Source organism: Halorubrum sp. CBA1229, from assembly GCF_003721435.2.
Lineage (GTDB): Archaea > Halobacteriota > Halobacteria > Halobacteriales > Haloferacaceae > Halorubrum.
Genome location: NZ_CP054585.1, coordinates 649,031 through 672,106, shown reverse-complemented (window position 1 = coordinate 672,106; position 23,076 = coordinate 649,031). Strand labels below are relative to the sequence as shown.

The 23,076-nt window shown below is 68.2% G+C and carries 26 protein-coding genes; 10 read left to right on the top strand and 16 right to left on the bottom strand.

The features are described from left to right. Positions 1-19 precede the first annotated feature (19 nt). Positions 20-463: a hypothetical protein gene (locus tag Hrr1229_RS03370; RefSeq protein ID WP_123114197.1), complete on the top strand. Its 444-nt coding sequence runs from the start codon at positions 20-22 to the stop codon at positions 461-463. A 168-nt stretch (positions 464-631) separates the two neighbouring features. On the opposite strand, the gene Hrr1229_RS03365 is transcribed toward Hrr1229_RS03370, so the two are convergent. Together Hrr1229_RS03365 and Hrr1229_RS03360 are read right to left on the bottom strand one after the other, a co-directional pair. After that, positions 632-931: a DUF4242 domain-containing protein gene (locus tag Hrr1229_RS03365; protein ID WP_123114198.1), complete on the bottom strand. Its 300-nt coding sequence runs from the start codon at positions 929-931 to the stop codon at positions 632-634. Between the two features lie 236 nt (positions 932-1,167). After that, the gene (locus tag Hrr1229_RS03360; protein WP_123114199.1) at positions 1,168-1,722 is read right to left on the bottom strand and encodes a hypothetical protein; all 555 of its coding nucleotides are present in this window, start codon (positions 1,720-1,722) and stop codon (positions 1,168-1,170) included. Positions 1,723-2,024: 302 nt separating this feature from the next. On the opposite strand from Hrr1229_RS03360, the gene Hrr1229_RS03355 reads away from it, so the two are divergent. Together Hrr1229_RS03355 and Hrr1229_RS03350 are read left to right on the top strand one after the other, a co-directional pair. After that, positions 2,025-3,107 (top strand): sulfite exporter TauE/SafE family protein, encoded by a 1,083-nt coding sequence (locus Hrr1229_RS03355; RefSeq protein WP_123114200.1) that lies wholly within the window; start codon positions 2,025-2,027, stop codon positions 3,105-3,107. Between the two features lie 25 nt (positions 3,108-3,132). Further along, entirely contained in the window at positions 3,133-3,567 is a 435-nt protein-coding gene (locus Hrr1229_RS03350) for a universal stress protein (protein ID WP_123114201.1), read from the top strand. A 478-nt stretch (positions 3,568-4,045) separates the two neighbouring features. Here Hrr1229_RS03350 and Hrr1229_RS03345 read toward each other — a convergent pair whose 3' ends face one another. The 7 genes from Hrr1229_RS03345 to Hrr1229_RS03315 all read right to left on the bottom strand — a co-directional run bounded on the left by Hrr1229_RS03345 (position 4,046) and on the right by Hrr1229_RS03315 (position 8,401). Further along, on the bottom strand, positions 4,046-4,324 hold the full coding sequence (locus tag Hrr1229_RS03345; RefSeq protein WP_123114202.1) for a hypothetical protein: 279 nt from the start codon (positions 4,322-4,324) through the stop codon (positions 4,046-4,048). A 4-nt stretch (positions 4,325-4,328) separates the two neighbouring features. Beyond that, on the bottom strand, positions 4,329-4,760 hold the full coding sequence (locus Hrr1229_RS03340; RefSeq protein ID WP_123114203.1) for a hypothetical protein: 432 nt from the start codon (positions 4,758-4,760) through the stop codon (positions 4,329-4,331). 44 nt (positions 4,761-4,804) lie between these two features. After that, positions 4,805-5,593 (bottom strand): cytochrome bc complex cytochrome b subunit, encoded by a 789-nt coding sequence (locus Hrr1229_RS03335; RefSeq protein WP_123114204.1) that lies wholly within the window; start codon positions 5,591-5,593, stop codon positions 4,805-4,807. Positions 5,594-5,597: 4 nt separating this feature from the next. Then, complete coding sequence (locus Hrr1229_RS03330; protein WP_123114205.1) at positions 5,598-6,407, bottom strand: cytochrome bc complex cytochrome b subunit; 810 nt, start codon at positions 6,405-6,407, stop codon at positions 5,598-5,600. A 7-nt stretch (positions 6,408-6,414) separates the two neighbouring features. Further along, positions 6,415-6,804, bottom strand: coding sequence for a hypothetical protein (locus Hrr1229_RS03325; protein WP_123114206.1), 390 nt, complete (start codon positions 6,802-6,804; stop codon positions 6,415-6,417). Next, positions 6,801-7,451, bottom strand: a complete 651-nt coding sequence (locus Hrr1229_RS03320; RefSeq protein WP_123114207.1) for a plastocyanin/azurin family copper-binding protein — start codon at positions 7,449-7,451, stop codon at positions 6,801-6,803. The genes Hrr1229_RS03325 and Hrr1229_RS03320 overlap by 4 nt, the downstream gene beginning before the upstream one ends. 95 nt (positions 7,452-7,546) lie before the next feature. Next, the gene (locus Hrr1229_RS03315; protein ID WP_123114208.1) at positions 7,547-8,401 is read right to left on the bottom strand and encodes a hypothetical protein; all 855 of its coding nucleotides are present in this window, start codon (positions 8,399-8,401) and stop codon (positions 7,547-7,549) included. Between the two features lie 141 nt (positions 8,402-8,542). Between Hrr1229_RS03315 and Hrr1229_RS03310 the strand changes: the two genes are divergently transcribed. Together Hrr1229_RS03310 and Hrr1229_RS03305 are read left to right on the top strand one after the other, a co-directional pair. Beyond that, positions 8,543-9,025 carry a hypothetical protein gene (locus Hrr1229_RS03310; protein WP_123114209.1) on the top strand — a complete coding sequence of 161 codons (483 nt, stop codon included), beginning with the start codon at positions 8,543-8,545 and terminating at the stop codon, positions 9,023-9,025. A gap of 134 nt (positions 9,026-9,159) precedes the next feature. Beyond that, a complete protein-coding gene (locus Hrr1229_RS03305; RefSeq protein WP_123114210.1) occupies positions 9,160-9,780 on the top strand; it encodes an HAD family hydrolase in 621 nt (206 codons plus the stop codon). Between the two features lie 42 nt (positions 9,781-9,822). Here Hrr1229_RS03305 and Hrr1229_RS03300 read toward each other — a convergent pair whose 3' ends face one another. Both Hrr1229_RS03300 and Hrr1229_RS03295 read right to left on the bottom strand, forming a co-directional pair. Further along, the gene (locus tag Hrr1229_RS03300) at positions 9,823-10,704 is read right to left on the bottom strand and encodes an MBL fold metallo-hydrolase (protein ID WP_123114211.1); all 882 of its coding nucleotides are present in this window, start codon (positions 10,702-10,704) and stop codon (positions 9,823-9,825) included. A 4-nt stretch (positions 10,705-10,708) separates the two neighbouring features. Beyond that, entirely contained in the window at positions 10,709-12,586 is a 1,878-nt protein-coding gene (locus tag Hrr1229_RS03295) for a radical SAM protein (RefSeq protein ID WP_123114212.1), read from the bottom strand. Between the two features lie 92 nt (positions 12,587-12,678). Here Hrr1229_RS03295 and Hrr1229_RS03290 point away from each other — a divergent pair, with 92 nt between their 5' ends. Continuing rightward, positions 12,679-13,128: a hypothetical protein gene (locus Hrr1229_RS03290; protein ID WP_123114213.1), complete on the top strand. Its 450-nt coding sequence runs from the start codon at positions 12,679-12,681 to the stop codon at positions 13,126-13,128. A 23-nt stretch (positions 13,129-13,151) separates the two neighbouring features. Here Hrr1229_RS03290 and Hrr1229_RS03285 read toward each other — a convergent pair whose 3' ends face one another. Continuing rightward, positions 13,152-14,129 (bottom strand): DUF429 domain-containing protein, encoded by a 978-nt coding sequence (locus Hrr1229_RS03285; RefSeq protein ID WP_158606082.1) that lies wholly within the window; start codon positions 14,127-14,129, stop codon positions 13,152-13,154. A gap of 56 nt (positions 14,130-14,185) precedes the next feature. Between Hrr1229_RS03285 and Hrr1229_RS03280 the strand changes: the two genes are divergently transcribed. After that, positions 14,186-14,341 carry a hypothetical protein gene (locus tag Hrr1229_RS03280; RefSeq protein ID WP_176329335.1) on the top strand — a complete coding sequence of 52 codons (156 nt, stop codon included), beginning with the start codon at positions 14,186-14,188 and terminating at the stop codon, positions 14,339-14,341. 3 nt (positions 14,342-14,344) lie between these two features. Beyond that, positions 14,345-14,773: an Hsp20/alpha crystallin family protein gene (locus Hrr1229_RS03275; protein ID WP_123114215.1), complete on the top strand. Its 429-nt coding sequence runs from the start codon at positions 14,345-14,347 to the stop codon at positions 14,771-14,773. A 32-nt stretch (positions 14,774-14,805) separates the two neighbouring features. On the opposite strand, the gene Hrr1229_RS03270 is transcribed toward Hrr1229_RS03275, so the two are convergent. Next, positions 14,806-16,056: an FAD-dependent oxidoreductase gene (locus tag Hrr1229_RS03270; RefSeq protein WP_123114216.1), complete on the bottom strand. Its 1,251-nt coding sequence runs from the start codon at positions 16,054-16,056 to the stop codon at positions 14,806-14,808. 108 nt (positions 16,057-16,164) lie between these two features. Here Hrr1229_RS03270 and Hrr1229_RS03265 point away from each other — a divergent pair, with 108 nt between their 5' ends. Next, a complete protein-coding gene (locus Hrr1229_RS03265; protein ID WP_123114217.1) occupies positions 16,165-17,196 on the top strand; it encodes a glutathione S-transferase family protein in 1,032 nt (343 codons plus the stop codon). 544 nt (positions 17,197-17,740) lie between these two features. On the opposite strand, the gene Hrr1229_RS03260 is transcribed toward Hrr1229_RS03265, so the two are convergent. Genes Hrr1229_RS03260 through Hrr1229_RS03250 form a run of 3 tightly spaced genes read right to left on the bottom strand, consistent with a single transcriptional unit; the run spans position 17,741 to position 21,105 of the window. Further along, complete coding sequence (locus tag Hrr1229_RS03260) at positions 17,741-18,802, bottom strand: ABC transporter permease subunit (RefSeq protein WP_123114218.1); 1,062 nt, start codon at positions 18,800-18,802, stop codon at positions 17,741-17,743. After that, entirely contained in the window at positions 18,799-19,794 is a 996-nt protein-coding gene (locus Hrr1229_RS03255) for a sugar ABC transporter permease (protein ID WP_123114219.1), read from the bottom strand. The genes Hrr1229_RS03260 and Hrr1229_RS03255 overlap by 4 nt, the downstream gene beginning before the upstream one ends. Positions 19,795-19,815: 21 nt before the next feature. Next, the gene (locus Hrr1229_RS03250; protein ID WP_176329334.1) at positions 19,816-21,105 is read right to left on the bottom strand and encodes an extracellular solute-binding protein; all 1,290 of its coding nucleotides are present in this window, start codon (positions 21,103-21,105) and stop codon (positions 19,816-19,818) included. A 276-nt stretch (positions 21,106-21,381) separates the two neighbouring features. On the opposite strand from Hrr1229_RS03250, the gene Hrr1229_RS03245 reads away from it, so the two are divergent. Continuing rightward, complete coding sequence (locus Hrr1229_RS03245) at positions 21,382-22,515, top strand: ABC transporter ATP-binding protein (RefSeq protein WP_123114221.1); 1,134 nt, start codon at positions 21,382-21,384, stop codon at positions 22,513-22,515. Positions 22,516-23,076 lie beyond the last annotated feature (561 nt).

The following is a 23,076-nucleotide window of genomic DNA, read 5'->3' as shown; positions in this document are numbered from 1 at the left end:
CGTGACCGGATGTGTCGATATGGATCCACTGCAGTTCCTCGTTCCCCTCGGCTGGCTGTCCGCGGTCGGACCGGTGCTGCCGTACGCGATACTGACGATGGCGGTGGCGAACCTCGCGACGCGTCACATCGCGCACCGGCGACACGTCGAACAGGGAACCGACGGTGACAGCGTCGAACCGTACACGCCACACGCGTTCACGAATATCGGGCTCGTGCTGTTGAGCTTCCTCTTCGTGCTCGACGCACCCGTGAGCGGCGTGATCCTCTCGGTGCTCGTGATCACGATGCTGATCGCCGACCTCTTCGAGCTGGAGGCGCGCAACGTCGAGGCCCGCAACGACATGCCGATCGAGGCGCCGAAGAGCTCGATCGCCGCGTCGCTGTTCGTCTTGGTGTTCGCCTCCTACTACGCCCTGTGGTTCCTCGTCGCCGGCCTCTGGAACCAGTACGTCATCGCGTAGTCCGGGAGTCCGAGAGGGAACGACCGTCCACGTTCCGTTTCTCGTCGGAATCCCGCTTCTCGCCGTCGTTTCGCGTCTCCTCGAGACCTGCTCCCGGACCGACGAACTACGTGAGCGGCGACCGCGAGCCGCCGTCCTTATAATTCGCTCACCTCCCGACTTCCTCCATCACTCGCCGTCGAGCGGCTGCCCGCGGCGGTCGATCCGTGTCGCGGGGAGACCGGCGCGATCGGCGTGTTCGCGAACGGCGTCCTCGCTTTCGGCTTGGTAGTGACAGAACGTCCCGGTCACCTGACCCGCGTCGTTCGTTAGGACCTCGGACTCTACCCAGCGAATTCCGACGCCTTCCTCCCGGAGCTCCTTGAGAGCCTCGCCCGACTGTTCGCCCGCCGCTTCGAGTTCTTCCGTACTTATCGGCTCACCCAGCTCTCGGAGGATGAGGAAGTCCTCCAACTCTTGTCCCGACATCGTTCCCCCGGTGAAGTTGGTAGAAATTAATGTTTTTGGGTGGGGTCTGAGGAGAGCTACGCGCACTGTAATCAGCAACTCCTCGATTTCTGTTAGTAGTGAGGCACGAGAGACAGAGGATGGATACATAAGAGACAGAAGTGGTGAGCTCAACCGAAAGTCATCGCTCACCGGACAGCCGTCTCGGGTCAACGGTTTCAGAAAGTTACCAGACGGTCATCGGAAAGATCCCCGACTCACTCATCAAGCGAGCGCTCGTATAGCGTTCCAGTAAGGACGCTGGCCGGCAACGCGATCCACGACGAAGCGAGGAACGCAACGACGATGATACCAATACCACCGATGACGGTGTCGAGGAGGGAGCTGCCGGTGGCTACGGTGTAAACCGGGGCGAGGCCAACTACAACTGTGCCGGCGACGAGATAGGCCAGCGCCATCGCCAGCAGACCGCCGATCGCACCCCCATAGCGCTGTGACGGAGGGACGAGTCGCCACGCCGCGATCCCGGTGACGAACAACAGTGGGGCAACGACAGCGGAGAGACTGATCGCACCCGACAGGAGTCCAACTACAAACAGGCGTCCTACTACAGCGTTGGTAACGAACGGAGCACCACCCGAACCTACCCCGATCAGTAGGATCCCAACCCCGACAACGAGATAGTAGAAAGTCGTGACCCCGACTGCCGTAATCGCCATCACGTATCCCGCACCAACGTCACGATCTCCGCCACGTGGGAGCCGATCGAGGTGCTTGAAGGGGGAAACAGCGAGTCGAGGGACGGGGACCATACAGGCACGTCAGGTCTGAATCAGTTAACGTTTGACTGCCTCGACGCGGCCGTAACGTGGAGCCCATACTATACACTTCACAAAACCGCGTGAGTGTGGAGTCTGAAGGATTCGCGCTCTATATTCAGCAATTTCCGAACGAACTTCCTGCTCTCTGTCAGAGCCGACGTAACCGATACAGAGCGCGAGTTCACCGCGGCGGCACGCACGACACTCCCGGAAATCTTACACGAATTATTGAAACACATCTCACAGAAGAAAACGCATTTGTACCAGAATTTCTAACGAAGCGTCAATCCGCAATGAGCGCGTCCTCACGGTCGGATACGGTCCAGAAGGCCTTCCTCAAGTATCAGCACGTGTTCGTGTTCCTCGCCCCGTTACTGTTCGTGGTGGGCGTTTATTTCGGGGCGCCGACAGAAGGGTCGGGGGCGAGCTACTGGCTGGAGTACTGGTGGCTCTTCTTCGCCTTCATCGTCGGCGCCACCATCGTCAACACGGTCGGTATCAGCGGGTCCGCGCTCTTCGTCCCCTTCCTCATCTTCGTCTTCCCGCTCATCGCGGGCGAGACGCTCACGCCGGAGACGCTCGTGAAGGTCGGACTCATCAGCGAGTCGTTCGGCCTCTCCAGTTCCGCGCTCGCGTTCATTCAGTACGGGCTGGTCGACCGACGCCTCGCGCTCACACTGGTCGCGGGTGGAGTGCCATTCGTCGTCGCTGGCGCGCTGCTCTCTTTCGTCATCCCCGCGCCGGTGTTTCACCTCCTGCTCGGACTGGCGCTGATGGTCGCCTCGTATCTCCTGTTCAAGGCCGATCTGGACCACGAGGGACCCAGTGAGAGCGGCGCGGGAGCCGAGGTTTCGACCGACGGCGGTTCGATGCCGAACGACGCCGACAAACTCGGACCGGCCGGCGTCGAGACGGCCGCGGACGGCATCGTCACGCGGGTCGACCGCGACGGCAACGATTACAGCTACTCCCGCCGGGGGTACCTCGAACGCTTCGCCAACTACAGCGTCGGCGGCGTCTTTCAGGGACTCGCCGGCTTCGGTATCGGGGAACTGGGTATCATTTCGATGCTTCGGACCGAGGTACCCGTGCGAGTCGCCATCGGCACCAACCACATCGTCGTCGCGCTGACCGCGGTGCTGGCGTCGCTGGTCCACGTCTTCGGCGGCCAGTTCGTCCCCGGCGGCCACAGCATCAGCCTCGCGTCAACCCCGTGGAACATGGTCGTCTGGACGGTGCCGGCGACGGTCACCGGCGGCCAGATCGCGCCGTACGTCTCGGCGGCGCTGGACACGACTCTCATCAAGCAGGGCGTCGGCGTGCTCTTCGCGGTCATCGCCGCCGCGCTGTTCGTGATGGCGGTCGGGGGCTTCTAAGTCGACGGGCGCACTTCACTCGACTATGTACGACGACATCCTGCTCCCGACCGACGGCAACGACGGCATCGCGGCGGCCGCGAACCACGCCGAGACCATCGCCGACCGCTTCGACGCGACCGTTCACGTCCTCTCGGTCGTCGACACGCGCAATCGCTTCGAGAGTCCGACCGGCGGCCTCTCGGTGGAGGCGTGGACCGACGCCGAGCACGACCGGGCCGAACGCGCCGTCGAGGACGCGGTCGCCATGCTGCACGACGACCTGCCGGTCGAGACGGCGACCGTCGAGGGCGTACCCAAGGCGACGATCCTCGACTACGTCGAGGACGAGCGGATGGATATGGTGGTGATGGGCACTCACGGCCGGACCGGCTTGGACCACTACCTCATCGGCAGCGTCGCCGAGAAGGTCGTTCGTCGGTCGCCGGTGCCGGTCGTCACGGTCCGTCTCTCTGACTAGGCCGGGGTCGGGGGCGTCTCGGCGGCCGGTACCGGACACCGTGGCGTCGGTCTCGCCGTCTCTGAACCACCGAACGCCGCGGCCGCGACCGCCGGCGTTTCCAGCGACGTGGGCGTCTGCGTCGCCGCGATGACGACCAGCGCGAACGACAGGCGTCCGTGGCCTCCGGAGGGCGGTCGCTCGACCGCAAGGCGTGGCGGACGGCGCGGGCCTCGACGGACCCGCTCGAGTTCAGACATTTCTGGAGTTCACCGCCAAGGTAGCCGACGATGGGTCACCTCCGGATAGGGAACGAGTACCGCCAGTCGCCACGTCCACCATGCGGTGTCTGGGTCGACTAAGTCAGCCAGATCGCCAAAAAAAAAACGCCGTGCGAGATATGGGCGCCGTGTTCGGCGCGGCCGCTGAACCACCTCACCGATCGAGGGGTTCACGAAGGCCCCGGACGCAACCGGGTAAAACGAGTCCGGCGGGCGGATCAGTTCGCGGCGTCGGCGTCGTCGTTGAGGACGTCGCGCAGCTCGCGGCTCACCGGAATCAGCACCCAGAACGTGAGCGCGCCGAGGATCATCACCCAGAAGAACGCGTCGCCGGCGACGAGACCGATCTCACCGTAGGCGGTCTCGATGCCTTCGGCCGGGTTAACCAGCTGCACGACGTCGTAGTACGAGGGCGTTCGATACCATCCACCGAAGGTGAGCCAGCCGAGGCCACCGAGCGTGAACAGGGCGAACCCCTTCATGAACTCGTCTGCCATTACCTCACGATTCGTCGGAGCCGTCTTGAGACTTTCCCATCCCTTGGCCGCGGAACCGCGTCCCCAACACGTACACCGCCGTCCCCGCGACGATGAAGGCGATCCCCGTGATCGCCAGCGCGGCGACCAGCGTGTCCTGTGAGGGGTAGAGCCCGGCGCTGTTCAGGAGGTACACGATCGTCGTCCGCACGAAGCTGATCTGCAGCGTCGCGGCGTCGACGAGCGTAAACCCGATCAGATACGCGACCACGGCCGCCAGCGTCGAGAAGACGGTGACGGCCTTGTACAGGCGGAACGGGACGACGATCTCGCGCCCGTCGGCCCCGGATCGGGGGCCGGTCGGCTCGCTGCGGGGATCCTCCTGTTCGTCCGCGGCGATCGGATCGCCCGTCTCGTCGAACGCTTGTGCGTCGTCGTGGTCGGTGGATGATGACATCGAACTGGTGTGCGGCGGGGAAAACGGAGACGGGAGTTCAGGCCTTACTTCGGCGGGCGCAACATGTAGTACCGCCGGTTCAGGTCGTACATGTACCCTTCACGCATCGTCTTCAACACCGCGTAGGTGATGATCCCGCCGGCGATCGGGAGCATGAACGTCAGCAGCAGCAGCAGGTCGAGCGAGATCGGGAAGAAGTTCTGGATCGCGAGCGCCGCGAGCGTGATCGACAGGATGACGCCGCCCACGCCGACGGCCGCCCAGAACGGCTGCTCGACGGGACGCCGCGCGCTCCCCTTGTTGAGGAACGGCACGAGCCCGATGGCGCCGAAGACGATCCCGTGAGCGATGATCCCGAGGAACTCGTTCCCTATCGCGATGTTGCCGTCGAGCACCGCGAGGCTCGGGTTGATGGGGTTGAGCTTCAGCAGCCCGAACGACCAGTAGAGGTACCAGTCCGGCAGGATGATCGCCGGCGTCGCCCCGGGATTCGCCGGCTCCCCGTAGTGCGCCGGCATCACCGCCGCGATGAGGATCATGATCCCGACGAAGAAGCTCGTGATGGCGAGGTTCCGGATCGTCTCGTGGGGCCACGTGGGGAAGCCGAGCACGTCGCGCTCGACGTACGTCGACTCCGCGCGGAGGTTTTCGTCTTCGCGGCGAGAGCGCTCGAAGTACTGGTAGGTGAGCTGGGCGAGCCCGCTGGAGTGCTCCTTGCGCTCGGTCCAGGTCGGCGTCTCGTCGTCCGGCGGCACCGTCGCCGGCGGACCGCCGTCGGTGCGCGCTTCCTCGTCGGTGCCTCCGTCCGTCATGGGGGTGGTGTCGTCGGTCATTGGATTAGTGCGGCTCGGCGATCCCCTGCACCCAGACGATGCCGACGTGGAGCGCGATGAGGCCGGTCACCACGAACGGCAGCACGAAGACGTGCAGGATGTACATTCTCACGAGCGTCGCCTGTCCGAGGGTGAAGCCGCCGAACAGGAGCTGCGCCGCCCACTCGCCCACGATGGGGGTCGCGAGCGCCATCTCGACGCCGATCTGTGCGGCCCAGAACGACAGCTGCTTCCACGGGAGCACGTACCCGGAGAAGCCGAACAGGAGCGTCAGGCCGATGAGGACGATCCCGAGGATCCAGTTGACCTCGCGGGGCTCCTTGTACGAGCCGGTGAAGTACACGCGGAGCATGTGCAGGAACACCGCGGCGACCATGAACTGCGCCGCCCAGCGGTGGATCGAGCGGAGCATGTACCCGAACTGGACGTCCGTCATGATCATCACGACGGAGTCGTACGCGGCCGTCGGGTCGCCCTGCGCGGCGGCGCCGGCGGTCGACGGCGCGTAGTAGAACCCGAGCAGCGCCCCGGTGACCGCCGCGACCAAGTATGCGATGATCGACAGCGACCCGAGCGAGTACAGCGGGTACCAGTACCAGAACTTGTTGTCGAGGTCGTACTGCTCCGTGTGGCTCTTCGGCATCTGGAGGTTCGCGCGGTAGTACATCGTCTCCAGCAGCTCGAGGTAGTCGACGATGCGGAGCCGCTTGTCCAGCCAGATGAGCGTGGTGAGGAACGCGGTCTCGATGACCGTCAGGTCCTGCTTTTTGAGCCACGCGTTGTGGTCCATCTCGTCTTGTTTTTTGAGGCTCATTGTGGGATCACTTCTTGTAGTAGGGGTAGACCGCGCGCTTGATGGTGTCCATCGCGCTGCCGGTGTCTATCCCGACGCCGTCCTTCTCGTCCTCCCGGACGTAGAGGTCCTCCCACTTGCGACGACGCTTCTTCACGATCATCACGTCGGGGAGGAACTCCTTGCGGTACAACAGGAGGATGAAGGCGAGGTCGATGAAGATCATCGCCAGCAGCGCGCCGGTGTACATGTTGCCGAACTCCGTCGACGCCCACGCGGACATGAGCCCGAAGACGAACAGCCCGACGAACACGACCTCGATGACCGTGAGGAGCACGATGGCGATCGCCGCCGCCGTGCTCTCGCGAGCCGGCTCGTACCGGTGGATGTCTCCGTACGAGGAGCCGCCGGAGCTCATTGTCTCCCTCCGTGACCGGTGTGGGCCGACTCGCCGTACTTCAGCAGGTAGAACGTGAAGACGAACGTGAGCGAGATGCCTAAGATCGCGGCGATCCCGACCCAGTGGGCGTGGAGCGGCACCCCGACGTGGGCGATGTTCTCCGGCCAGCCGCTGGATCCGCCGCCACCGACTTCAGTGGTCGGGATGTCCTCGCCGACGGCGAGGCCGGCGTGCATGCCGACGGCGGTGTGGGGAACGCAGTGGTAGTGGGTGATGCCGACGTCCTCTTCGGTCACCTCGTACTCGTAGGTGTGCCCCTCCTCGCCGATCGGGTCACCGCTGTCGAGGCTGGCCGGGCCGCCGCCCTCGACGGTCTGCACGTTGTGCGCCCCGCCGTTCCCGGTCCACTCGAACGTGATCGTCGTGCCCGTGTCCACCCACAGCTGGGTCGGATCGAACGCGAGCCCGCTGTCGCCAGCGCCGACCTGCACGGTCACCTCGCTCTCGCCGCGGGCGTCCTGATAGGATCCCAAGTTCCCACTCGTGACCCCGCTCGGCCAGTCCGGTTGTTGCTCCTGTGCGGCGGCCGTCCCGGTCGCCCCGGCACCGGCCGCGGCCGCGGCGGTCGCACCGCCGGCCGTCCGCACGAATTCCCGCCTTTTCATACAGGTTCACTCAGGACGGCGTCCGCTTAAACCCACCGACTGAACTCGTCGACGTGGGGGCGTTTACAGGGCCTCTATCCCTCGATATCGGCGCTTTACTCGTCGAGCTGCTCCTCGTCCACGACCCCTCCTTCGACCGGGACGAAGTCGGGGCGCTCCTTCGCCTCGCGGAGGGCCCGCAGCCGCTCGCGGTACTCCTCCGAGCGGAACCGGTCGGAGAGCCGCGCGTTCGCCACCATCACGAACAGGAAGAGACCGATGAGCAGGAACACGATCCCCATCGCGGGCGCGACGATCGTGTCGAGGTCGGTGAGGAACGTCGCGGCCAGCAGCGCCGCGCCGGCGAGCACCTGCACGACCGCGATCACCTGGACCATCAGGTTGCCGAACTCGCCGGACCCCTCGGGAACGGTGTCGGGGTGGGGGAGCGACCAGTCGTCCGGCGGCTCCGGGACGTCGTACGACTCCATCGCCGCCAGCGCGACGATCGGCTCGATGTCGCGCAGGACCGTTCCCTGTCCGGTCACTTCGCCGGTCGGGCGGACGATGGCGTACCCCTCGTCGGAGTAGACCAAGATCCGCTCCTCACCGTCGGCGCGCACCCGCTCTAACACGCCGAACACCTCCCGGCGGGCGATCCGCGATTTGAGCTCCGCCTCGGCGCGTTCGAGCAGGCGGTCGCCCGTGATCCACGAGTCCGGGTCGAAGGCGGCGTCCCACTCCTCGGCGCTCATCCGGGCCATGTCCGACGGCCCGAAGTCGTCGAAGTCGTACTCCTCCTCGACGCGGCGCCTGAGCTCGTCGAGGTCGTCCGCGGCGTCGTCCCCGACGGTCGGTCCTCCCTCGTCACTGGGCGGTTCCCCGCCCGGGGACGCCTCGTCACCGCCCGGTGTCTCCGGCTCTCGGTCCGGTCTCGGCTCCGGCTCCGATCCCGTCGAGGTGTCCTCCATCGTCCGGCCCTACGGGCTCCGGACGCTAACTGTTTTCGTCCGTTGTCGACGAGTGACGGCGGCCGGCCGCTTCGAGGGGCCGGCGTCGCTGCGACGGACGGATCGGGGAGTTTTACGCGCCGGAGCCCGAACCGTCGATCGATGGTAGACGAGTCGGTCTTCGCGGCGCTCGCCGGGCTGTCGGTGACGACGAGTCTCCCCTTCCTGCTGTACGGGGCGTGGATCATGATCGACGCCGAGACCGTGAGTTGGAACGTCCTCACGCACCACCTCCGGTACATCGGGGTCGGGCTGGCGCTGACGACCGTCCCGATCGTCGGCTGGATGATCCCCCGCCTCTTCCGACGACTGACCGGGCTCGCCGTCATCCACGCGTTCCTCGGGCTGCAGGCGTACGCGCTGCTGGCGTTCGCGCTCACCGGCATCGTCCGGATCCTGCAGGCCAAGCGGAACGCCGACGCGTACGAGGACCCCGACGTCGACATCGACGAGATCCACGAGGACATGGGTCACTGGCGCGCCCGGCTCCGCGTCGGCGTGGCCGGGTTCATGCTCCTCTGGCTCTGCGCGTGGGTGACGGGGCTCTACCGGTTCTACTCGATCCACGTCGCCCCGACGATGTGAGGCTCGGGGTCGCCCGTCTCCCTTCCCGTGGCTCTCCGCCCGACTCGCCGCTTTTCGCCCGACTCGCGGTGAACGCCGCCGCTGTTTCACCGACCGACAGCTTCAATCCCGTTTTGCCCTAAGGTGGGGGTATCGTGGCAGTCACCTTCGACCTGTTCGGGACCCTCGTCGACGTCGAGTACCCCTCGGACCCCGCTGAGATCGTCGCGCGCGAGCTGGAGTCCCGCGACGTCGCCGTGCCCGACGACTGGCACGTCGCGTACGGCGAGCGACACGTGGACGCCCCGGCCGGCGCGGAGGTCCCGCTCCCGGCCCACGTCGCGCACGCGCTCGAGTCCCGCGGCGTCGACGCCGCGGAGAACGTCGTCCGGCACGCCGTCGTCGCGGCGTTCGACCCGGACGTGACCAGGCGCGACGGCGCCCGAGACGCCGTCCGCGACGTGGCCGCGCAGGGGCCGGTCGGGCTCCTCTCGAACTGCGCCGTGCCCGAGCTCGTCTCCAAGACGCTGATCCGCGCCGGCCTCCGCGGCGAGTTCGACGCGGTCACGACCAGCGTCGGCTGCGGCTGGCGGAAGCCCCACCCGAAGGCGTTCGAGACCGCGGCCGACGCGCTCGGCGTGGCCCCCGAGACGCTGGTCCACGTCGGCGACGACCCCGCCACCGACGGCGGCGTCGCGGACGTCGGCGGCCGCTTCGTCGACGTGACGGAGACGCCGCTCCCGCGGATCGCGGCCGAGCTCGAGGCCGAGCCGTAGCGTCGTTTTTTTAAGCTGGAGGCGAGCCGCCCCGGTTTATTTTTAAATGTCTCGCTCGCGGGCGAGCCGATCCGACCACTCCTCGCCGAGCCGCCCCTCTTCGAGGAGCTTCTCTAGGTGCGCGACGACCGTCGCCCGCGCGAGGTCCGCGACGCCGGTCAGGTCCTTCTCGTAGGCGCTTCCGACGACCGCGTCGACGTCGCTCGCACCGGCCTCGACCGCCGCGAGGACCGCCCGCTCGCGGTCCAGCCGGTGGTCGATCAGCCGGTCGCAGACCGCCGTCGGATCGTCGATCGCGGGGCCATGCCCCGGGTAGAGCCGGTCGTAGCCGGCGTCGCGGACGCGTCCGAGGCTGTCGAGGTACTCGCGGAGATCGCCCTCGGGCGCGCCCACCACGACGCTCCCCTCGGCGACGGCGAGGTCGCCGCAGAGAAGCGCACGGGCGGCGGCTCCCTCGTCCGCTTCCCCCTCCCCGTTCCCCTCCGCCACCGCGAAGGCGACGTGGTCCGGCGCGTGGCCGGGCGTGTCGACCGCCCGGACGGCGGTGTCGCCAACGGTCTCCCCGTCCGCGAACGTCGCGTCCGGTTCGACGCCGGTCGCCTCCGCGAACCGGTCGACGTGGCCATCGCGCGCGAAGACGGGAACGGCCGCGAGGTCGGCGTACTCGGCGACCGCGCCGACGTGGTCCGGATGCGTGTGCGTGACCGCGATCGCGTCGACGGCGGCGGACCTCGGCTCCCCGTTGTCCCTCCTCTCGCTGCCCGCCCCGTCGAGCCCGATCGCGGCGTCGAGCGCGTCGGTGCGAGCCGCGGGGTCGACGAGGAGCCCCCCGGCGACGTAGGCGTTCGTCGTCCCGCCCGGGGCCCGGGTGTCGACCGCGGCCGGGACGCGGGCGACCGGCGGCCTCGGGTCCGACGCCGCCATCGCCTCAGTCCCCGCGGCCCGCCGAGGAGCCCTCGCGCCGGTCGAGCAGGGAGCGCGCGGCCGGCCCGGGCCCGGACCCGGCGCGCTCGCGGCCCGGGATCGGCACGTCGACGTCGTCGGCGACGGCGAACCGCGAGAGGTCGGCGACGCCGGCGTCGACCGCCTCGACCGAGCCGTACGGGCGCCCGACGACGATATCGCCGGCCTTGCTCCGGTTGATTCCCGGGATCGCGGTCAGCTCGTCCATCGACGCCGCGTTGACGTCGAGGGGGTAGGGAACGCCCGTCACGGAGCGGTAGCCGTGGTCCGTGATCGCCACGTCGATGGCGGTGCCGAGCTCGCGCTCGCCGGGCACGGCGACGAGGAGCGCGTAGGTGCCGAGCTGCCGGCCGAACGTCTTCCCGTCCTGGTGGTACTCTAGGTGGACGTCGGGGAGGACCGTCCCGGGCGGGACGACCCGGTCGAGCATCGGGTTGTCGACCGTCTCGCGCACCTCGCGCTTGTACGCCTGGAACTGGTCTTTGTGCTCCTGGGCGATGTCGGCGCCCGTCTCGGCCATCTCAGTGCCGGCGAACGCCATCACCTGCCGGATGTTGATCCGGCGGAGCATCAGGCCCTCGTCGTACACCGTCTGGAGGAACTCCTTGTTGTGCTCGTACGTCTCGGGGCGCTCGCCCGCGAGCCCGTGGACGAGGTTGATTCCCGGGAGGAGCTTCGGGAGCCGCGGCGAGGCGTCGGGCCCGGTCGAGGGGCCGGTCACTCGGTCGTCGGGGCCGGGCGTCGTCTCCGGCGTGTCGCCGGGTCGCCAGCCGCCCTCCTCGTTGACGACGCGGACGGCCTCTAAACACTCCTCGGCGGTGACGAGCAGGTTGTTCTGCTCCTGCACGACCGGATCGGCCGATTCGAGCCCGAACGCGGCGGTGTCGCCGGGCGTGTTGTGCGCGGCGATGACGCGGATCGCCTCGCGGGAGGCCTCGGGGTAGTCGGTGATCGTCACCGGGTTCATGTTGTCGAGGTGGAGCGTCCGGAGGTCGGGCGCAACCTCGCGGATCCCGGCGTACAGCTCCCGAAGCGCGTCCGGGTTCGGTGCCTCGCCGTCGCCGCCGAACGCGAGGATGTCGGCCTGCCTCCCGAGCCGGAAGTGCCTGACTCCCCGGTCCGAGAGCGCGTCGACCTCGTCGACGACGGAGCGCGCCTCCCGGAACGCCGGGTCGCCGTACAGCGGCTCCGTGCAGAACGAGCAGCGGTAGGCGCAGCCGCGGGAGGTCTCCATCTCGCAGATGAGGTAGTCCGGGTGGTTTGGGTGTTGCTCGACGACGAACGACCCCTTCTCGGCCCACTGGTCGATCTCGGCGTTGTCGCGCATCCGGTTGCCGAACCCCTCTAACCCCTCGCTGACGAGATCATACGCGGCCGCCTCCACGTCGCCCATGGCGACGAAGTCGTAGTCGAGGTCGTCGCGCTCGGTCTCCGTCGCGCCCGCGTTCTCCTCGCCGACGCCGAACCGCACGGGGCCGCCGAGCAGGGTGACGCCGTCCGCGGTCCAGCCCAGTTCGCGGACCTCGTCGGGCTCGGCGGGGGTCCCGCCCACGTACTTGCCGGGCACCGTCATCCCGCCGACGTACACCATGAGGTCGGCGTCGGCGACGTCGGCCCGCTTGCTCCGGTCGTCGCGCAGCTCGTCGATGGTGTGGTAGGTGATCCGCGACTCGGGGACGCCCGCGTCGACGAGCGCGCCGGCGGTGTACCGCGGGTACGTCGAGATGTACGGGGGGACGCCGAAGTGCGCGGGCTCGTCGACGTAGCCGTCGACGATCGTGACGGAGAGGTCGTTCGGGTCGGGCGGGAGCGATCCCCGGCCCGACGCGGGCGAATCGGTCATGTTACCGTCCGTAGTCGGCCGAGACGGGAAAAGCGTGCGGAACGCCGGGAGACGCCGGATCGCTTATGCCGGGACGCGCGGAAGCGCCGACTGTGCCCTCCGAGACGCCCCCGACCGGTGAAACGCGCTCGGGCGACGGTTCACCCCCGGCCGCCGACGAGTCCTCTCGCTGGCAGCGAGCCGGAAACTACGTCTCGTTCGCCGCGTTCTGCGGGCTCGCCGCGGTGCAGTTCTTCGGTGCCGACCCCCGGCCGTGGGGGCTCGCCGTCGGCTGGGCCGCGGCGACCGCGGTCGCCATCGGGCCGGTCGCGTGGCTCGCCCGCGACCGACTCTCGCCGGATCGCTACGAGACGCTCACGTACGTCGCCTTCGGCGCCGCGATCCTGGCTATCTCCGTCGGGCTGGGAGCCGTGCTCGCGTTCGAGGTCCCGTATCTCCCGTACGGTCCCGGCTTCCTCGCCGGCGTCGCGTTCGGCACCGCGGTCGTCTCCGTCGCCGAGCGCGCGGTCGTTCCGGAGCGGCTCCGCGGAACGGGTTTGTGAATTCTGACGGCCGCCGGCATCTCTCAGACGTAGATGAATCCCTCGAGCGCGACCGCGCCGGAGTCGTCGAACCCGGCGGTGTCGGTCTCGTAGTCCCCTCGCCACGCCGCGAACGCCCCGACGCAGGCGGCGACGGCGTCGAGGGCGTCGCCGCCCGCGTTCGCGACTATTGCGTCCATCAGTTCGTCTTCCGATTTATACGCGACAGCGCTCTCCTCGACCAGCCCCTCGGCGTTCCGGCGGCGGCGCGTCGCCTCCGACTCGCCACCGCCCTTGTAGTTCGTCCGGTAGAGCCCGAGTCGGTCCAACACCGCGGCCGGGTAGGTCTCGACGACCGTCGGCCCCGACGGCGCCGCGGGCCGCCACCCCTCTTCCGTCCGGTCCATCGGCGCGACCCGGACGCGATCGACGAGCGGGGCGAGCACGTCGCGCATGCCGTGAAAGGCGATTGTGTCGGCGATGAACCCGTACGGCGATCGCGCGCCGACGGCGGCGTCCGTCTCCCGCTTGTCGTACGTCCCCTCGCCGCGGCGCTCGGTCAGTCCGACGCAGCGCTCGGCGAACGCGCGGACCGGGTCGCTCCGTTCGTCGGCGTCGCCTCCGCCGCCCCCGTCGACGCCGATCGACTCCGGGAAGCCGCTTATAAATGACCGCCACGAGTCGGAGCCGCTCTCCTCGACGATGAACCCGGGGAGCCCGAACGGGAAGTCGAGGCCGACCACCGCGCCCTCGTCGAGAGCGCGGATCCACGCCGCGAGCGCCGGGAGGGCGTCCTCGCGGCCGACCGTTCGGCGGCCGCCGCCGTCGTCGAAGCCGGCGAGCTCGGCGAGCGGGCGGAGATCGGTGACGAGCAGCTCGCCGCCCTTCGGGTCTACACTCCCGCTCGCGATCCACGTCTTCCGTCCCGCGTCGTTCGCCGCCGCGCTGAAGTCGACGCCGTGGACGCGGACCGGGTCGTCGCCCGCCCGGACGCGACCGTCTCCGTCGCCGATGCCGTCCATACACGGACGGCCGCCGCCACGCCGTTTAAGCCCTCGCCGACACAACGGTGATGTATATGCCATCGACGATGGAGGTCAAATGTGAGAGCGACGACTGCGAGCTCGACATGTTCGAGAACCACTACACGTACGACGTGCCCGACGATCACGCCGTCGGGGACCTCACGTGTCCGTACTGCGGCGGGAGCGAGCTCGCCGAGATCGAGGTGTAACCCGTGAGCGGATTCGTCGAGGCGGGCCGGTCGGCCGCCCGCCGCGTCCTCGAACGCGTCGGTCGCGGATGGAGCAAGATGCAGGAGCGCCGCTCGCTCTCGCACGACCTCCTCGAGAGCGACGACGCGTACCTCGTCGTCTTCGACGCCCCCGGGGTCCGGGGCGAAGACCTGAACGTGACGTTCCTCGACCACACCGTCGAAGTCGAGCTCGACCGGTTCCGCGACTTCTACGACGGCTACGAGATGGTGTTCCCCGGGCGCGGCGTCTCGCTCTCCGGGAGCGCCGACCTCCCGCGCGACGCGAGCGTCACGCCGGAGGGCGCGAACGCGACGCTGACTCGCAACGGGACGCTTCAGGTGGAGATCCCGAAGAACGACGACGCGCGCGACGTCGCGGTCGTCGAGGAAGACGACGCCGACGAGCGCTGAGCTCGGCGACCTCCGACGCGGCCTCGCTTCTCTCACTCCCCGGCCCGCGATTCGACCGACATCCCCTCAGAGATCTCGAACGACTCGGTCCCGTCGAACCGGTCCGGATCGAAGGGCTCGATCCACGGCGACTCGGGAGCGTCGGCGTCGGTCCCGCCGAGCGACGCCAGCACGCCCTCGGCGACGAGCTCCCCGACCGCCGGCGCGCGCATGAAGCCGTGGCCCTGCCAGCCGGCGGCGACGAACAGGCGCTCTCCGTCGCCGTCGTCGCTCCCACGTGCGGCCCCCGCCAATTCGCCGACCGGCCCGACGAGCGGGTCGCCGTCGGGCGTCGCCGTGCAGAGCCCGGCCCACGCGCGCTCGACGTCGGCGTCTCCGTCGCTCACGGCGTCGACGCGCTCGCGGAGCGTCTCGGTGACGGCGTCGACGAACCAGTCGTCGCCCTCGCGGTCGTACTCGTCCGGGTCGGCCGCGACCGGCTCGGTTCCGTCGCCGGCCAGCAGCCCGGTCGGGTGCGGCCGGAGGTAGACGCCGGCGGTCGCGTCGTAGGCCATCGGGCCGTCGTAGGCGACCGCGCACGTCAGGGCCTGCACGCGGTAGGGGACGACCGGGACCGCGATCCCGACGTCTGCGAGGACGTCGGCGGTGCGTGCGCCGGCGGCGACGACGACCGCGTCGAACTCGCGGGTGGCGTCGCCCCGCGTCCCGCCGACGCGCAGCTCCGGTCGGTCGCCGGACAGCGAGACGGGCGTCTCGGTCTCGACGGCGACTCCCTCGCGGCGCGCCCGCCGGCCCATCGCCGCGACGTAGCTCGCGGGGTCGCACCAGCCCGCGCCCTCGGCGACCGCGGCGACCGCGAGGTCGTCGGTCGCGATCGGGAACCGCTCGGCGAGCGCCGCAGGGTCGATCACGGAGACGTCGCGGCCGTGTGAGCGCATCCGTTCGACCATCTCGGGGACGGCGTCGGCGTCCGCGTCGCCCTCGCGGACCGCGATCACGTAGGGACACGGCGCGAACGAGAAGCCGGGCAGCGAGCGGTCGAAGGCGCGGAACCGCTCCATCGCCCGGGCCGCGAGCGCGGCGTCGACGTCCTCGGCGTACGCGTCGTACAGCACGCCGGCGGCGCGGCCGGAGCTCCCGGCGCCGAGTTCGCCGCGCTCGTAGAGGGTCACGTCGGCGCCGCGGGCCGCGAGGTCGGCGGCCGCCGTGACGCCGACTGCGCCGCCGCCGACGACCGCGACGGCGGGCGGGTCCTGCGTGTCGGTCCGCGCGGATCTGGTCATGTGATCGCCTCCCACGAGAAGGGGGTTAACGGTGGCGCCGCCCGGACAGCGGCCGGGTGACATGCGCGTCCCCGCCCACGTTATGGGCGTCGAGCCCCTTGATCGAGTATGAATCAGCTCGTCGACGGCGAGTGGCGGACGGACACGTACGAGGCGACGGACGAGGACGGCTCGTTCCAGCGCGGCGAGACGACCTTCCGGAACTGGATCGCCGGCAGCGACGTCCCGGAGCACGTCGACGCCGAACCGGACGACCGGTTCCAGCCCGAGGCGGGGCGGTACCACCTGTACGTCTCCTACGCCTGTCCGTGGGCGCATCGCACCCTGCTCGCGCGGTCGCTGCTCGGCTTGGAGGACGCCATCGGCGTCTCGGTCGTGGACCCGTACCGCGCCGAGGACGGCTGGCAGTTCACCCCCGAGAAGGAGGGGTGTACACCCGACCACCTGCACGACAGCGACTTCCTCCGCGAGCTGTACGTCGAGGCCGACCCCGACGCCACCTGTCGCGTGACGGTCCCCGTGTTGTGGGACACCCACGAGGAGACGATCGTCAACAACGAGTCCCGCGAGATCCTCCGCACCCTCTCGACCGCGTTCGACGACCTCGGCAACGACGTCTCGCTGCTGCCCGACGCCGACGACGAGGCGACCGTCGCGGACGTCGACGAGGTCATCTCCGAGATCTACGAACCGGTCAACAACGGCGTCTACCGCGCCGGCTTCGCGAAGTCCCAAGGCGCCTACGACGAGGCGATCGACGACCTGTTCGGCGCGCTCGACCACTGGAACGACCACCTCGCGGACCGGCGCTATCTCGTCGGCGACTCGCTCACCGAGGCCGACATCTGCATGTTCACCACGCTGGTGCGGTTCGACCAGGTGTACCACACCCACTTCATGTGCAACCGGAAGTTCATCCACCAGTACGAGCACCTCTGGCCGTACCTCCGCGACCTCTACCAGACCGCGGGCGTCGCCGAGACGGTGAACATGAGCCACATCAAGGAGCACTACTACACGACCCACCCGGACGTGACGCCCTCCGGGATCGTCGCGCGTGGCCCCGACCTCGACTTCGAGGCGGACCACGACCGCGCCCGGCTCGGCGGCGAGGCGCCGACGCCGACGGCGGACGACTGAGAGTCGAACGACCGCGTCTGGGGGCACTATTTATAAACCGACTGCGGCGGCGCGTGCCGACGAGCGCGGCGACAGGCCGCGAGTCGCACGCGCGAGGGACGCCGCGAGCGACGGGGGCGACCGGGGGGAGCCCCCGAGCGAGCGGCGAGGCTGGGGAGGGGTGAGGTGCGGTCGCTGTGCGGTTGGGTGGGACTCAACGGGGCAGTCGCGAGGACGACGCACGACGACGGAAGCAGCGTGGCGCTACGCGCCACGGGCAGCCGACGGCTTCGCCGCCGGCGACCCCACAGCGAAGGAGCGGTAGCGACTGAGCGAGGAGCGTGGTTCGAGAGAGCAAAGCTCTCTCGTCATCACGAGACGCCGAAGGCGTCTCGAACGACAGCGAGTCGCGCGAGTCCTCGCGGCTTGGGCTTTGGAGGTGTTCGTTGCAGAGCTGTCGTCGGCCACCAATTTCGGAGAACGCGCGAAACGAGAAACGCTTAAAAAAAAAGAAACCGCGGAACGAGAAAATCGCAGTACGGAATACGACGGACCGAACTCCGACTTATCCCTCCATCCCGCCGAACGAGAGGCCGTCCTCGACGGAGCGCTGCGCCGCGAAGTAGACGATCGCGACGGGGAGCGCGAACAGGTTCGCGAACGCCGCGAACCGCGTCCACGGCGTCGAGAACCGCCCCTCGGTCGCGAGGTTGTACAGCTCCACCGAGAGCGGGTAGTTCTCCGGCGAGAGCAGCGTCTGCGCGATGATGAACTCGTTCCACCCGGCGAGCCAGACGAAGATGAGCACGACGGCGAGCCCCGGCTTCGTCAGCGGGAGGATCACCTCCCGGATCGTGTCCAGGAAGCTCGCGCCGTCGACCATCGCCGCCTCCTCGTAGGAGACGGGGATGTTGTCCATGTACGTCTTCAGCAGCCAGGTGTTGAAGGGGATCGCGCCGGCCGCGTAGAACAGCCCGAGGATGAACAGGTTGTTCGTCAGCCCGTACGAGCTGAACAGCGAGTACAGCGCCACGAGCGTCGCGATCGAGAGGCCGGCGCCGATCTGCGTGAACAGCACGTAGCCGTAGAGGATCCGCTTGCGGCCGACGAAGCTCCGCCGCGAGAACGCGTACGCCGCCGGCACGATCATCCCGAAGCCGGCGACGATCGTCACGCTCACGAGATAGAGGCTGTTGAACACCGCGCCCGGCCCGGTCTCGGTTCCGGCCCACCGGAAACTCACCAGTCCCCCGCTCCCGCCGAGGACGAGCTGGGGGTACCCCCAGTCGCCGTCGACGAAGAAGAAGTTGGACTCGAAGAACACCCACCGGTAGGCGTCGAGGTTGTACGTCGTCGGGTCGGGGAAGATGCCGCTCGTGTTGAACAGCCGGGTCCCCTCCGCGAGCGACGCGGTGAAGATCCAGAACAGCGGGAACAACAGGATCAGCACCATCGACAGGCCGAACGCCGTCATCAGCACGCTCTTGGCGACGTCCCATGGCGTGCGCTTGCCGGTCCGCAGGTCGTAGATTGCCCGCTGGATCGTCACGGCGAACCGCTTCGGCGCGGTCGCGAGTCCGACGAGCTTCGCGCGGATCAGCGCCAGGACGGCTCCGAGGGCGCTCATTCGTCACCCACCCCCTCGGCGAGGCCGCCGTAGCGCACGGCGGCGTACATGAAGAGGCCGATGACGGCGATCGCGACGATGAGGATCGCGGCCGAGAGCCCGAACTCGTTGAAGCTGATCGCCTCGCGGTAGCCGTACACGATGATCAGCTCGTTCTGCCGCGCCGGGCCCCCCTGGTTGAACACCCACGGGATCAGGAACTGCTGGAACGAGGTCGCGCCGGTGAGGATCGACGCGAACAGCACCGGCCGCTTGATCGCGGGCAGCGTCACGGTGCGGAACCGCTGAAGGGGTCCCGCCCCGTCGACCATCGCCGCCTCGTGGAGCTCGCGCGGGACGTCCTGGAGCGCGCTCACGATGATGATCACCATGAACGGGTACGCCAGCCACACCTCCGTGGTGACGTACGCGAAGAACGCCTCCCAGCGGCCGCTGAGGAAGCCGATCGGGACGTCGAAAAGGAGGAACTCTGGCGCCGGCAGCGACGACATGACGCCGTTGTACCGTCCGAGGATCGTGTTGAACACGCCGAATCGGGCGTCGCTGAACATCCCGCGCCAGACGGTGATCGTGAAGATCCCGGGGAACCCGAGCGGCACGATCACCGCCGCGCGCATGTAGCGCTTGCCGACGACGCGGGCGTGGTTCAACAGGAGCGCGATGCCGACGGCGACGAACACCTTGATCACGAGCGAGACGGCGACGAACAGCCACGTCGTCGACATCGACGTCCAGAACTGCGAGTCGCCGAGCAGCTGCACGTAGTTCTCCAGCCCGATCAGCTCGGCGCCGCCCCCGATCACCGACCCGGCGAACGTCGCGTCGGTCAGCGAGATGTAGAACAGGTAGACGATCGGGTACAGCATGAAGCTGGAGAACAGGACCACGCCGGGGATAACGAGCAGCAGTCCCCAGTCGCGGTTAGAGAACGGGACCGCTGCTCGGAGCCGCGCTAGGCCGCTCGCGCCGGTACCGGTGTGTGGGGAAGCCATAATAACTGGGTGGAGAAGCGCCTACAGGTTCTCCCGGATCTCGGAGGCGGCCTGATCGAGGGCGGGGCCACTCTCCTGGTTGCCGTTGAAGACGCGAGTCAGCGCCTCGGTCAGCGGCGTCCAGACGCTGTTCATGTCGGGATGGGTCGGGATCGGGACGCCGTGGTCGACCTGTCGGGCGAACGCCTCGACCTCCGCCGAGAGGTCCCCGTCCTCGACCACGGAGCTGAGCACAGGGATGTACCCCTGCTCGGCCGCGTTGGTCTCGATGACGTCCTCGTTCGTGGTGTACCACTCGGCGAGCCCGGTGGTCGCGTCGACCGTCGACTGGTCGGCGTCGCTCAGCATGGCGCTGAAGTAGAACGTCTGGATCCCGGAGTACGTGCGCGGGTTGTTGCCGTCGATCGTCGGCAGCGGCGCGACTCCGAGGTTGTCGATCTCGCTCTGGAGGTTCGCGAGCTCCCACGGGCCGTTGATCGCGAACGGGGCGGCGCCGTCCGCGAACGCGACGATCTGCGACTCGTAGCCCGGGTCGGCCGGGACGTAGTCGGAGACGGTATCGAGCGCGTCCATCCCCCGCTTGCAGGCGTCGCTATCGAGCGTGACCTCCAGGTTCTCCTCGTCGAAGATGTCGCCGCCGTACGCCTGGATGAACCCGCTGGTGAAGTACGGGTCGGCGACGGGGTACGAGAGCCCGTACTCGCCGCTTTCGGGGTCGTGGAACTCCTCCATGGTAGAGACCATCTCCTCGAGGGTCTCCGGGGCCTCGTCGACCATATCTTCGTTGTAGAACAGGGCGACGGTCTCGGAGGCGAACGGGAGCCCGTGGACCGCGCCGTCGTACTGGACCGCCTGCTGTGCGGTCTCCGTGTAGGCGCCGAGCGAGTCGATGTCGTCGCTCGCGTCGTAGAGGAACGGCGGCTCCTCGCGGACCGCGAACCGACCGACCCAGTCGTGCGCCCAGATCCACGAGTCGGGGCCCTCCCCGGACGGGATGGCCGTCTCGAGCTGCTGGTCGAGCTCGCCGCCGGGCGCCTCCTTGTTGATCGTGAATCCGGTTTCCGACTCGAACTCGTCGACGTACGAGGACATGGCCTCGTCCTCGCCGTCGGACAGGTCGGTCCACAGCGTCGCGGTTCCCTGATTCTCGTCGCCCGAGGAGTCGGACCCGTCGCTGGACCCGCCGTCACCGCCGTCACCGCCGTCGCCGCCATCCCCGCCGTCGCCGCCCGTGCTGATACAGCCCGCGAGCGCCGCGAGCGCGGTACTTCCTCCCATCGTCTTCAGTAGCGTTCTGCGTTTCTCGTTCATGTGGCTACAACAAACGATGAATTACATATTCATACATTTAGTTTTTGGGATCACCGGGGCGGCGGCGTCCGCCTCCCTCGCGGCGGCCCCGTTGATCTGGGTAGCTCGTCACGTCGGCACTCGCGTCGGTACCGTCGAACGCTTCGCGATCGCGGGACGGACACCCCGCGGGTTCACGTCGGAGTTCGTCCTCCGACACATTTAAGATGAGATTATTCCTCACATATCGCGAAAACAGCGAAGAACTAATATGCGGGAAGCACCCTTTGCCAGTAAATGGCAAGAGTAACGCTCGACACGCTCCGGAAGGAGTTCGACCGGGGAACCATCGTCGCCGTCGACGACCTCGACTTGGAGATCGAGGACGGCGAGTTCGTGACCGTTGTCGGGCCGTCGGGCTGCGGGAAGACCACCACGCTGCGGATGGTGGCGGGGCTCGAGGAGCCCACGTCGGGGACCGTCAGCTTCGACGACGAGGACGTCACGGAGATCCACGCGACGGACCGTCCCGTCGCGATGGTGTTCCAGAACTACGCGCTGTATCCCCACAAGACGGTGATGGAGAACATGGCGTTCGGGCTCAAGATGAGCACGGACATGACGAAAGCGGAGCGCCACGAGCGCGTGACGGAGATGGCCGAAATGATGGGGATCGCGGACCTGCTCGACGACAAGCCGGACGAGCTCTCCGGCGGGCAGAAGCAACGCGTCGCGCTCGGCCGGGCCATCGCCCGCGAGCCAGAGGTGTTCCTCTTCGACGAGCCGCTCTCGAACCTCGACGCGAAGCTCCGCACCGAGATGCGCGCGGAGATCCAGAAGCTCCAGAAGGAGTTCGGCGTCACGGCGATGTACGTCACCCACGACCAGGAGGAGGCGATGACGATGGGCGACCGCCTCGCCATCTTAAACGACGGGGAGCTCCAGCAGGTCGGCGCGCCGACCGAGGTGTACGAGAACCCGGTCAACGAGTTCGTTGCCGGCTTCATCGGCTCCCCCTCGATGAACTTCATCGACGTCGACGTGGAGACCGACGGCACCGCGGCGACGGTCCGCGACGACGACTCCGGGCTCGCGCTCGCGCTCAGCCGCGACTACGTGGCGGGGCACGACCTCGAAAGCGGGCCGTACACGCTCGGGATCCGCCCCGAGAACATCGGGATCGTCGAGGACCCGACCGGCGAGGAGACGCTCACGGCCACCGTCGAGGTCGTCGAGCCGATCGGCTCCGACAACTACGTCCACCTCTCCGTGAACGACGATTTCCTCGCGCGGGCGCCGGCGGACGTCAAGCCCGAGACCGGCGACGAGGTCGGCGTCGTCTTCGAGGAGGAGCGGATCCACCTGTTCGACGCCGAGACGGGCGAGGACGTCTTCCTGACCGAGGAGGAGATCGACGCCGCGATCGCCTGAGACGGTTACGTATACTCGGTTGCGTTGGCGGTGTGCGCTTCCGGAGCTCCGACGGCTCGTTTATAAATAAGTGATCGCAGACCGTCGGTGTTCACCGCCAAACCCCCAGTCGCTCGACGATCGATCGTTGCGATCACTGTGACCGGAAACACGTCCAAAGTCCCAGCCGTGAGGACTCGCGCGGCTCGGTGTCGTTCGAGACGCCTTCGGCGTCTCGTGATGACGAGAGAGCTTTGCTCTCTCGAACCACGCTCCTCGCTCAGTCGCTACCGCTCCTTCGCTGTGGGGTCGCCGGCGGCTTTGCCGCCGGCTGCCCGTGGCGCGTAGCGCCCCGCTGCTCCCGTCGCCGTGCGTCGCCCTCCCGGCTGCCCCTTTGAGTCCCACCCCGAACCGCACCGCAACCGCAGCCTCACGCCTCCCCAGCCTCGTCACCGGACTACGTCCGGTTGCAAGCGAGAGCTTCGCTCTCGCACTGTCGGTCGTCCTCCGCGTTGCTCCGGACGACCGACTCCCTCGCGCGGCGCCGTTCGCGGCCTTTCGGCCGCTCACGGGCGCGCGCCA

Bases quoted from the DNA above. Each gene is read 5' to 3' on its own strand.
- Hrr1229_RS03370 (WP_123114197.1), top strand. From the start codon at position 20: ATGGATCCACTGCAGTTCCTCGTTCCCCTCGGCTGGCTGTCCGCGGTC.
- Hrr1229_RS03365 (WP_123114198.1), bottom strand. From the start codon at position 931: ATGTCGGGACAAGAGTTGGAGGACTTCCTCATCCTCCGAGAGCTGGGT.
- Hrr1229_RS03360 (WP_123114199.1), bottom strand. From the start codon at position 1,722: ATGGTCCCCGTCCCTCGACTCGCTGTTTCCCCCTTCAAGCACCTCGAT.
- Hrr1229_RS03355 (WP_123114200.1), top strand. From the start codon at position 2,025: ATGAGCGCGTCCTCACGGTCGGATACGGTCCAGAAGGCCTTCCTCAAG.
- Hrr1229_RS03350 (WP_123114201.1), top strand. From the start codon at position 3,133: ATGTACGACGACATCCTGCTCCCGACCGACGGCAACGACGGCATCGCG.
- Hrr1229_RS03345 (WP_123114202.1), bottom strand. From the start codon at position 4,324: ATGGCAGACGAGTTCATGAAGGGGTTCGCCCTGTTCACGCTCGGTGGC.
- Hrr1229_RS03340 (WP_123114203.1), bottom strand. From the start codon at position 4,760: ATGTCATCATCCACCGACCACGACGACGCACAAGCGTTCGACGAGACG.
- Hrr1229_RS03335 (WP_123114204.1), bottom strand. From the start codon at position 5,593: ATGACCGACGACACCACCCCCATGACGGACGGAGGCACCGACGAGGAA.
- Hrr1229_RS03330 (WP_123114205.1), bottom strand. From the start codon at position 6,407: ATGAGCCTCAAAAAACAAGACGAGATGGACCACAACGCGTGGCTCAAA.
- Hrr1229_RS03325 (WP_123114206.1), bottom strand. From the start codon at position 6,804: ATGAGCTCCGGCGGCTCCTCGTACGGAGACATCCACCGGTACGAGCCG.
- Hrr1229_RS03320 (WP_123114207.1), bottom strand. From the start codon at position 7,451: ATGAAAAGGCGGGAATTCGTGCGGACGGCCGGCGGTGCGACCGCCGCG.
- Hrr1229_RS03315 (WP_123114208.1), bottom strand. From the start codon at position 8,401: ATGGAGGACACCTCGACGGGATCGGAGCCGGAGCCGAGACCGGACCGA.
- Hrr1229_RS03310 (WP_123114209.1), top strand. From the start codon at position 8,543: ATGGTAGACGAGTCGGTCTTCGCGGCGCTCGCCGGGCTGTCGGTGACG.
- Hrr1229_RS03300 (WP_123114211.1), bottom strand. From the start codon at position 10,704: ATGGCGGCGTCGGACCCGAGGCCGCCGGTCGCCCGCGTCCCGGCCGCG.
- Hrr1229_RS03295 (WP_123114212.1), bottom strand. From the start codon at position 12,586: ATGACCGATTCGCCCGCGTCGGGCCGGGGATCGCTCCCGCCCGACCCG.
- Hrr1229_RS03285 (WP_158606082.1), bottom strand. From the start codon at position 14,129: ATGGACGGCATCGGCGACGGAGACGGTCGCGTCCGGGCGGGCGACGAC.
- Hrr1229_RS03280 (WP_176329335.1), top strand. From the start codon at position 14,186: ATGCCATCGACGATGGAGGTCAAATGTGAGAGCGACGACTGCGAGCTC.
- Hrr1229_RS03270 (WP_123114216.1), bottom strand. From the start codon at position 16,056: ATGACCAGATCCGCGCGGACCGACACGCAGGACCCGCCCGCCGTCGCG.
- Hrr1229_RS03265 (WP_123114217.1), top strand. From the start codon at position 16,165: ATGAATCAGCTCGTCGACGGCGAGTGGCGGACGGACACGTACGAGGCG.
- Hrr1229_RS03260 (WP_123114218.1), bottom strand. From the start codon at position 18,802: ATGAGCGCCCTCGGAGCCGTCCTGGCGCTGATCCGCGCGAAGCTCGTC.
- Hrr1229_RS03255 (WP_123114219.1), bottom strand. From the start codon at position 19,794: ATGGCTTCCCCACACACCGGTACCGGCGCGAGCGGCCTAGCGCGGCTC.
- Hrr1229_RS03250 (WP_176329334.1), bottom strand. From the start codon at position 21,105: ATGAACGAGAAACGCAGAACGCTACTGAAGACGATGGGAGGAAGTACC.
- Hrr1229_RS03245 (WP_123114221.1), top strand. From the start codon at position 21,382: ATGGCAAGAGTAACGCTCGACACGCTCCGGAAGGAGTTCGACCGGGGA.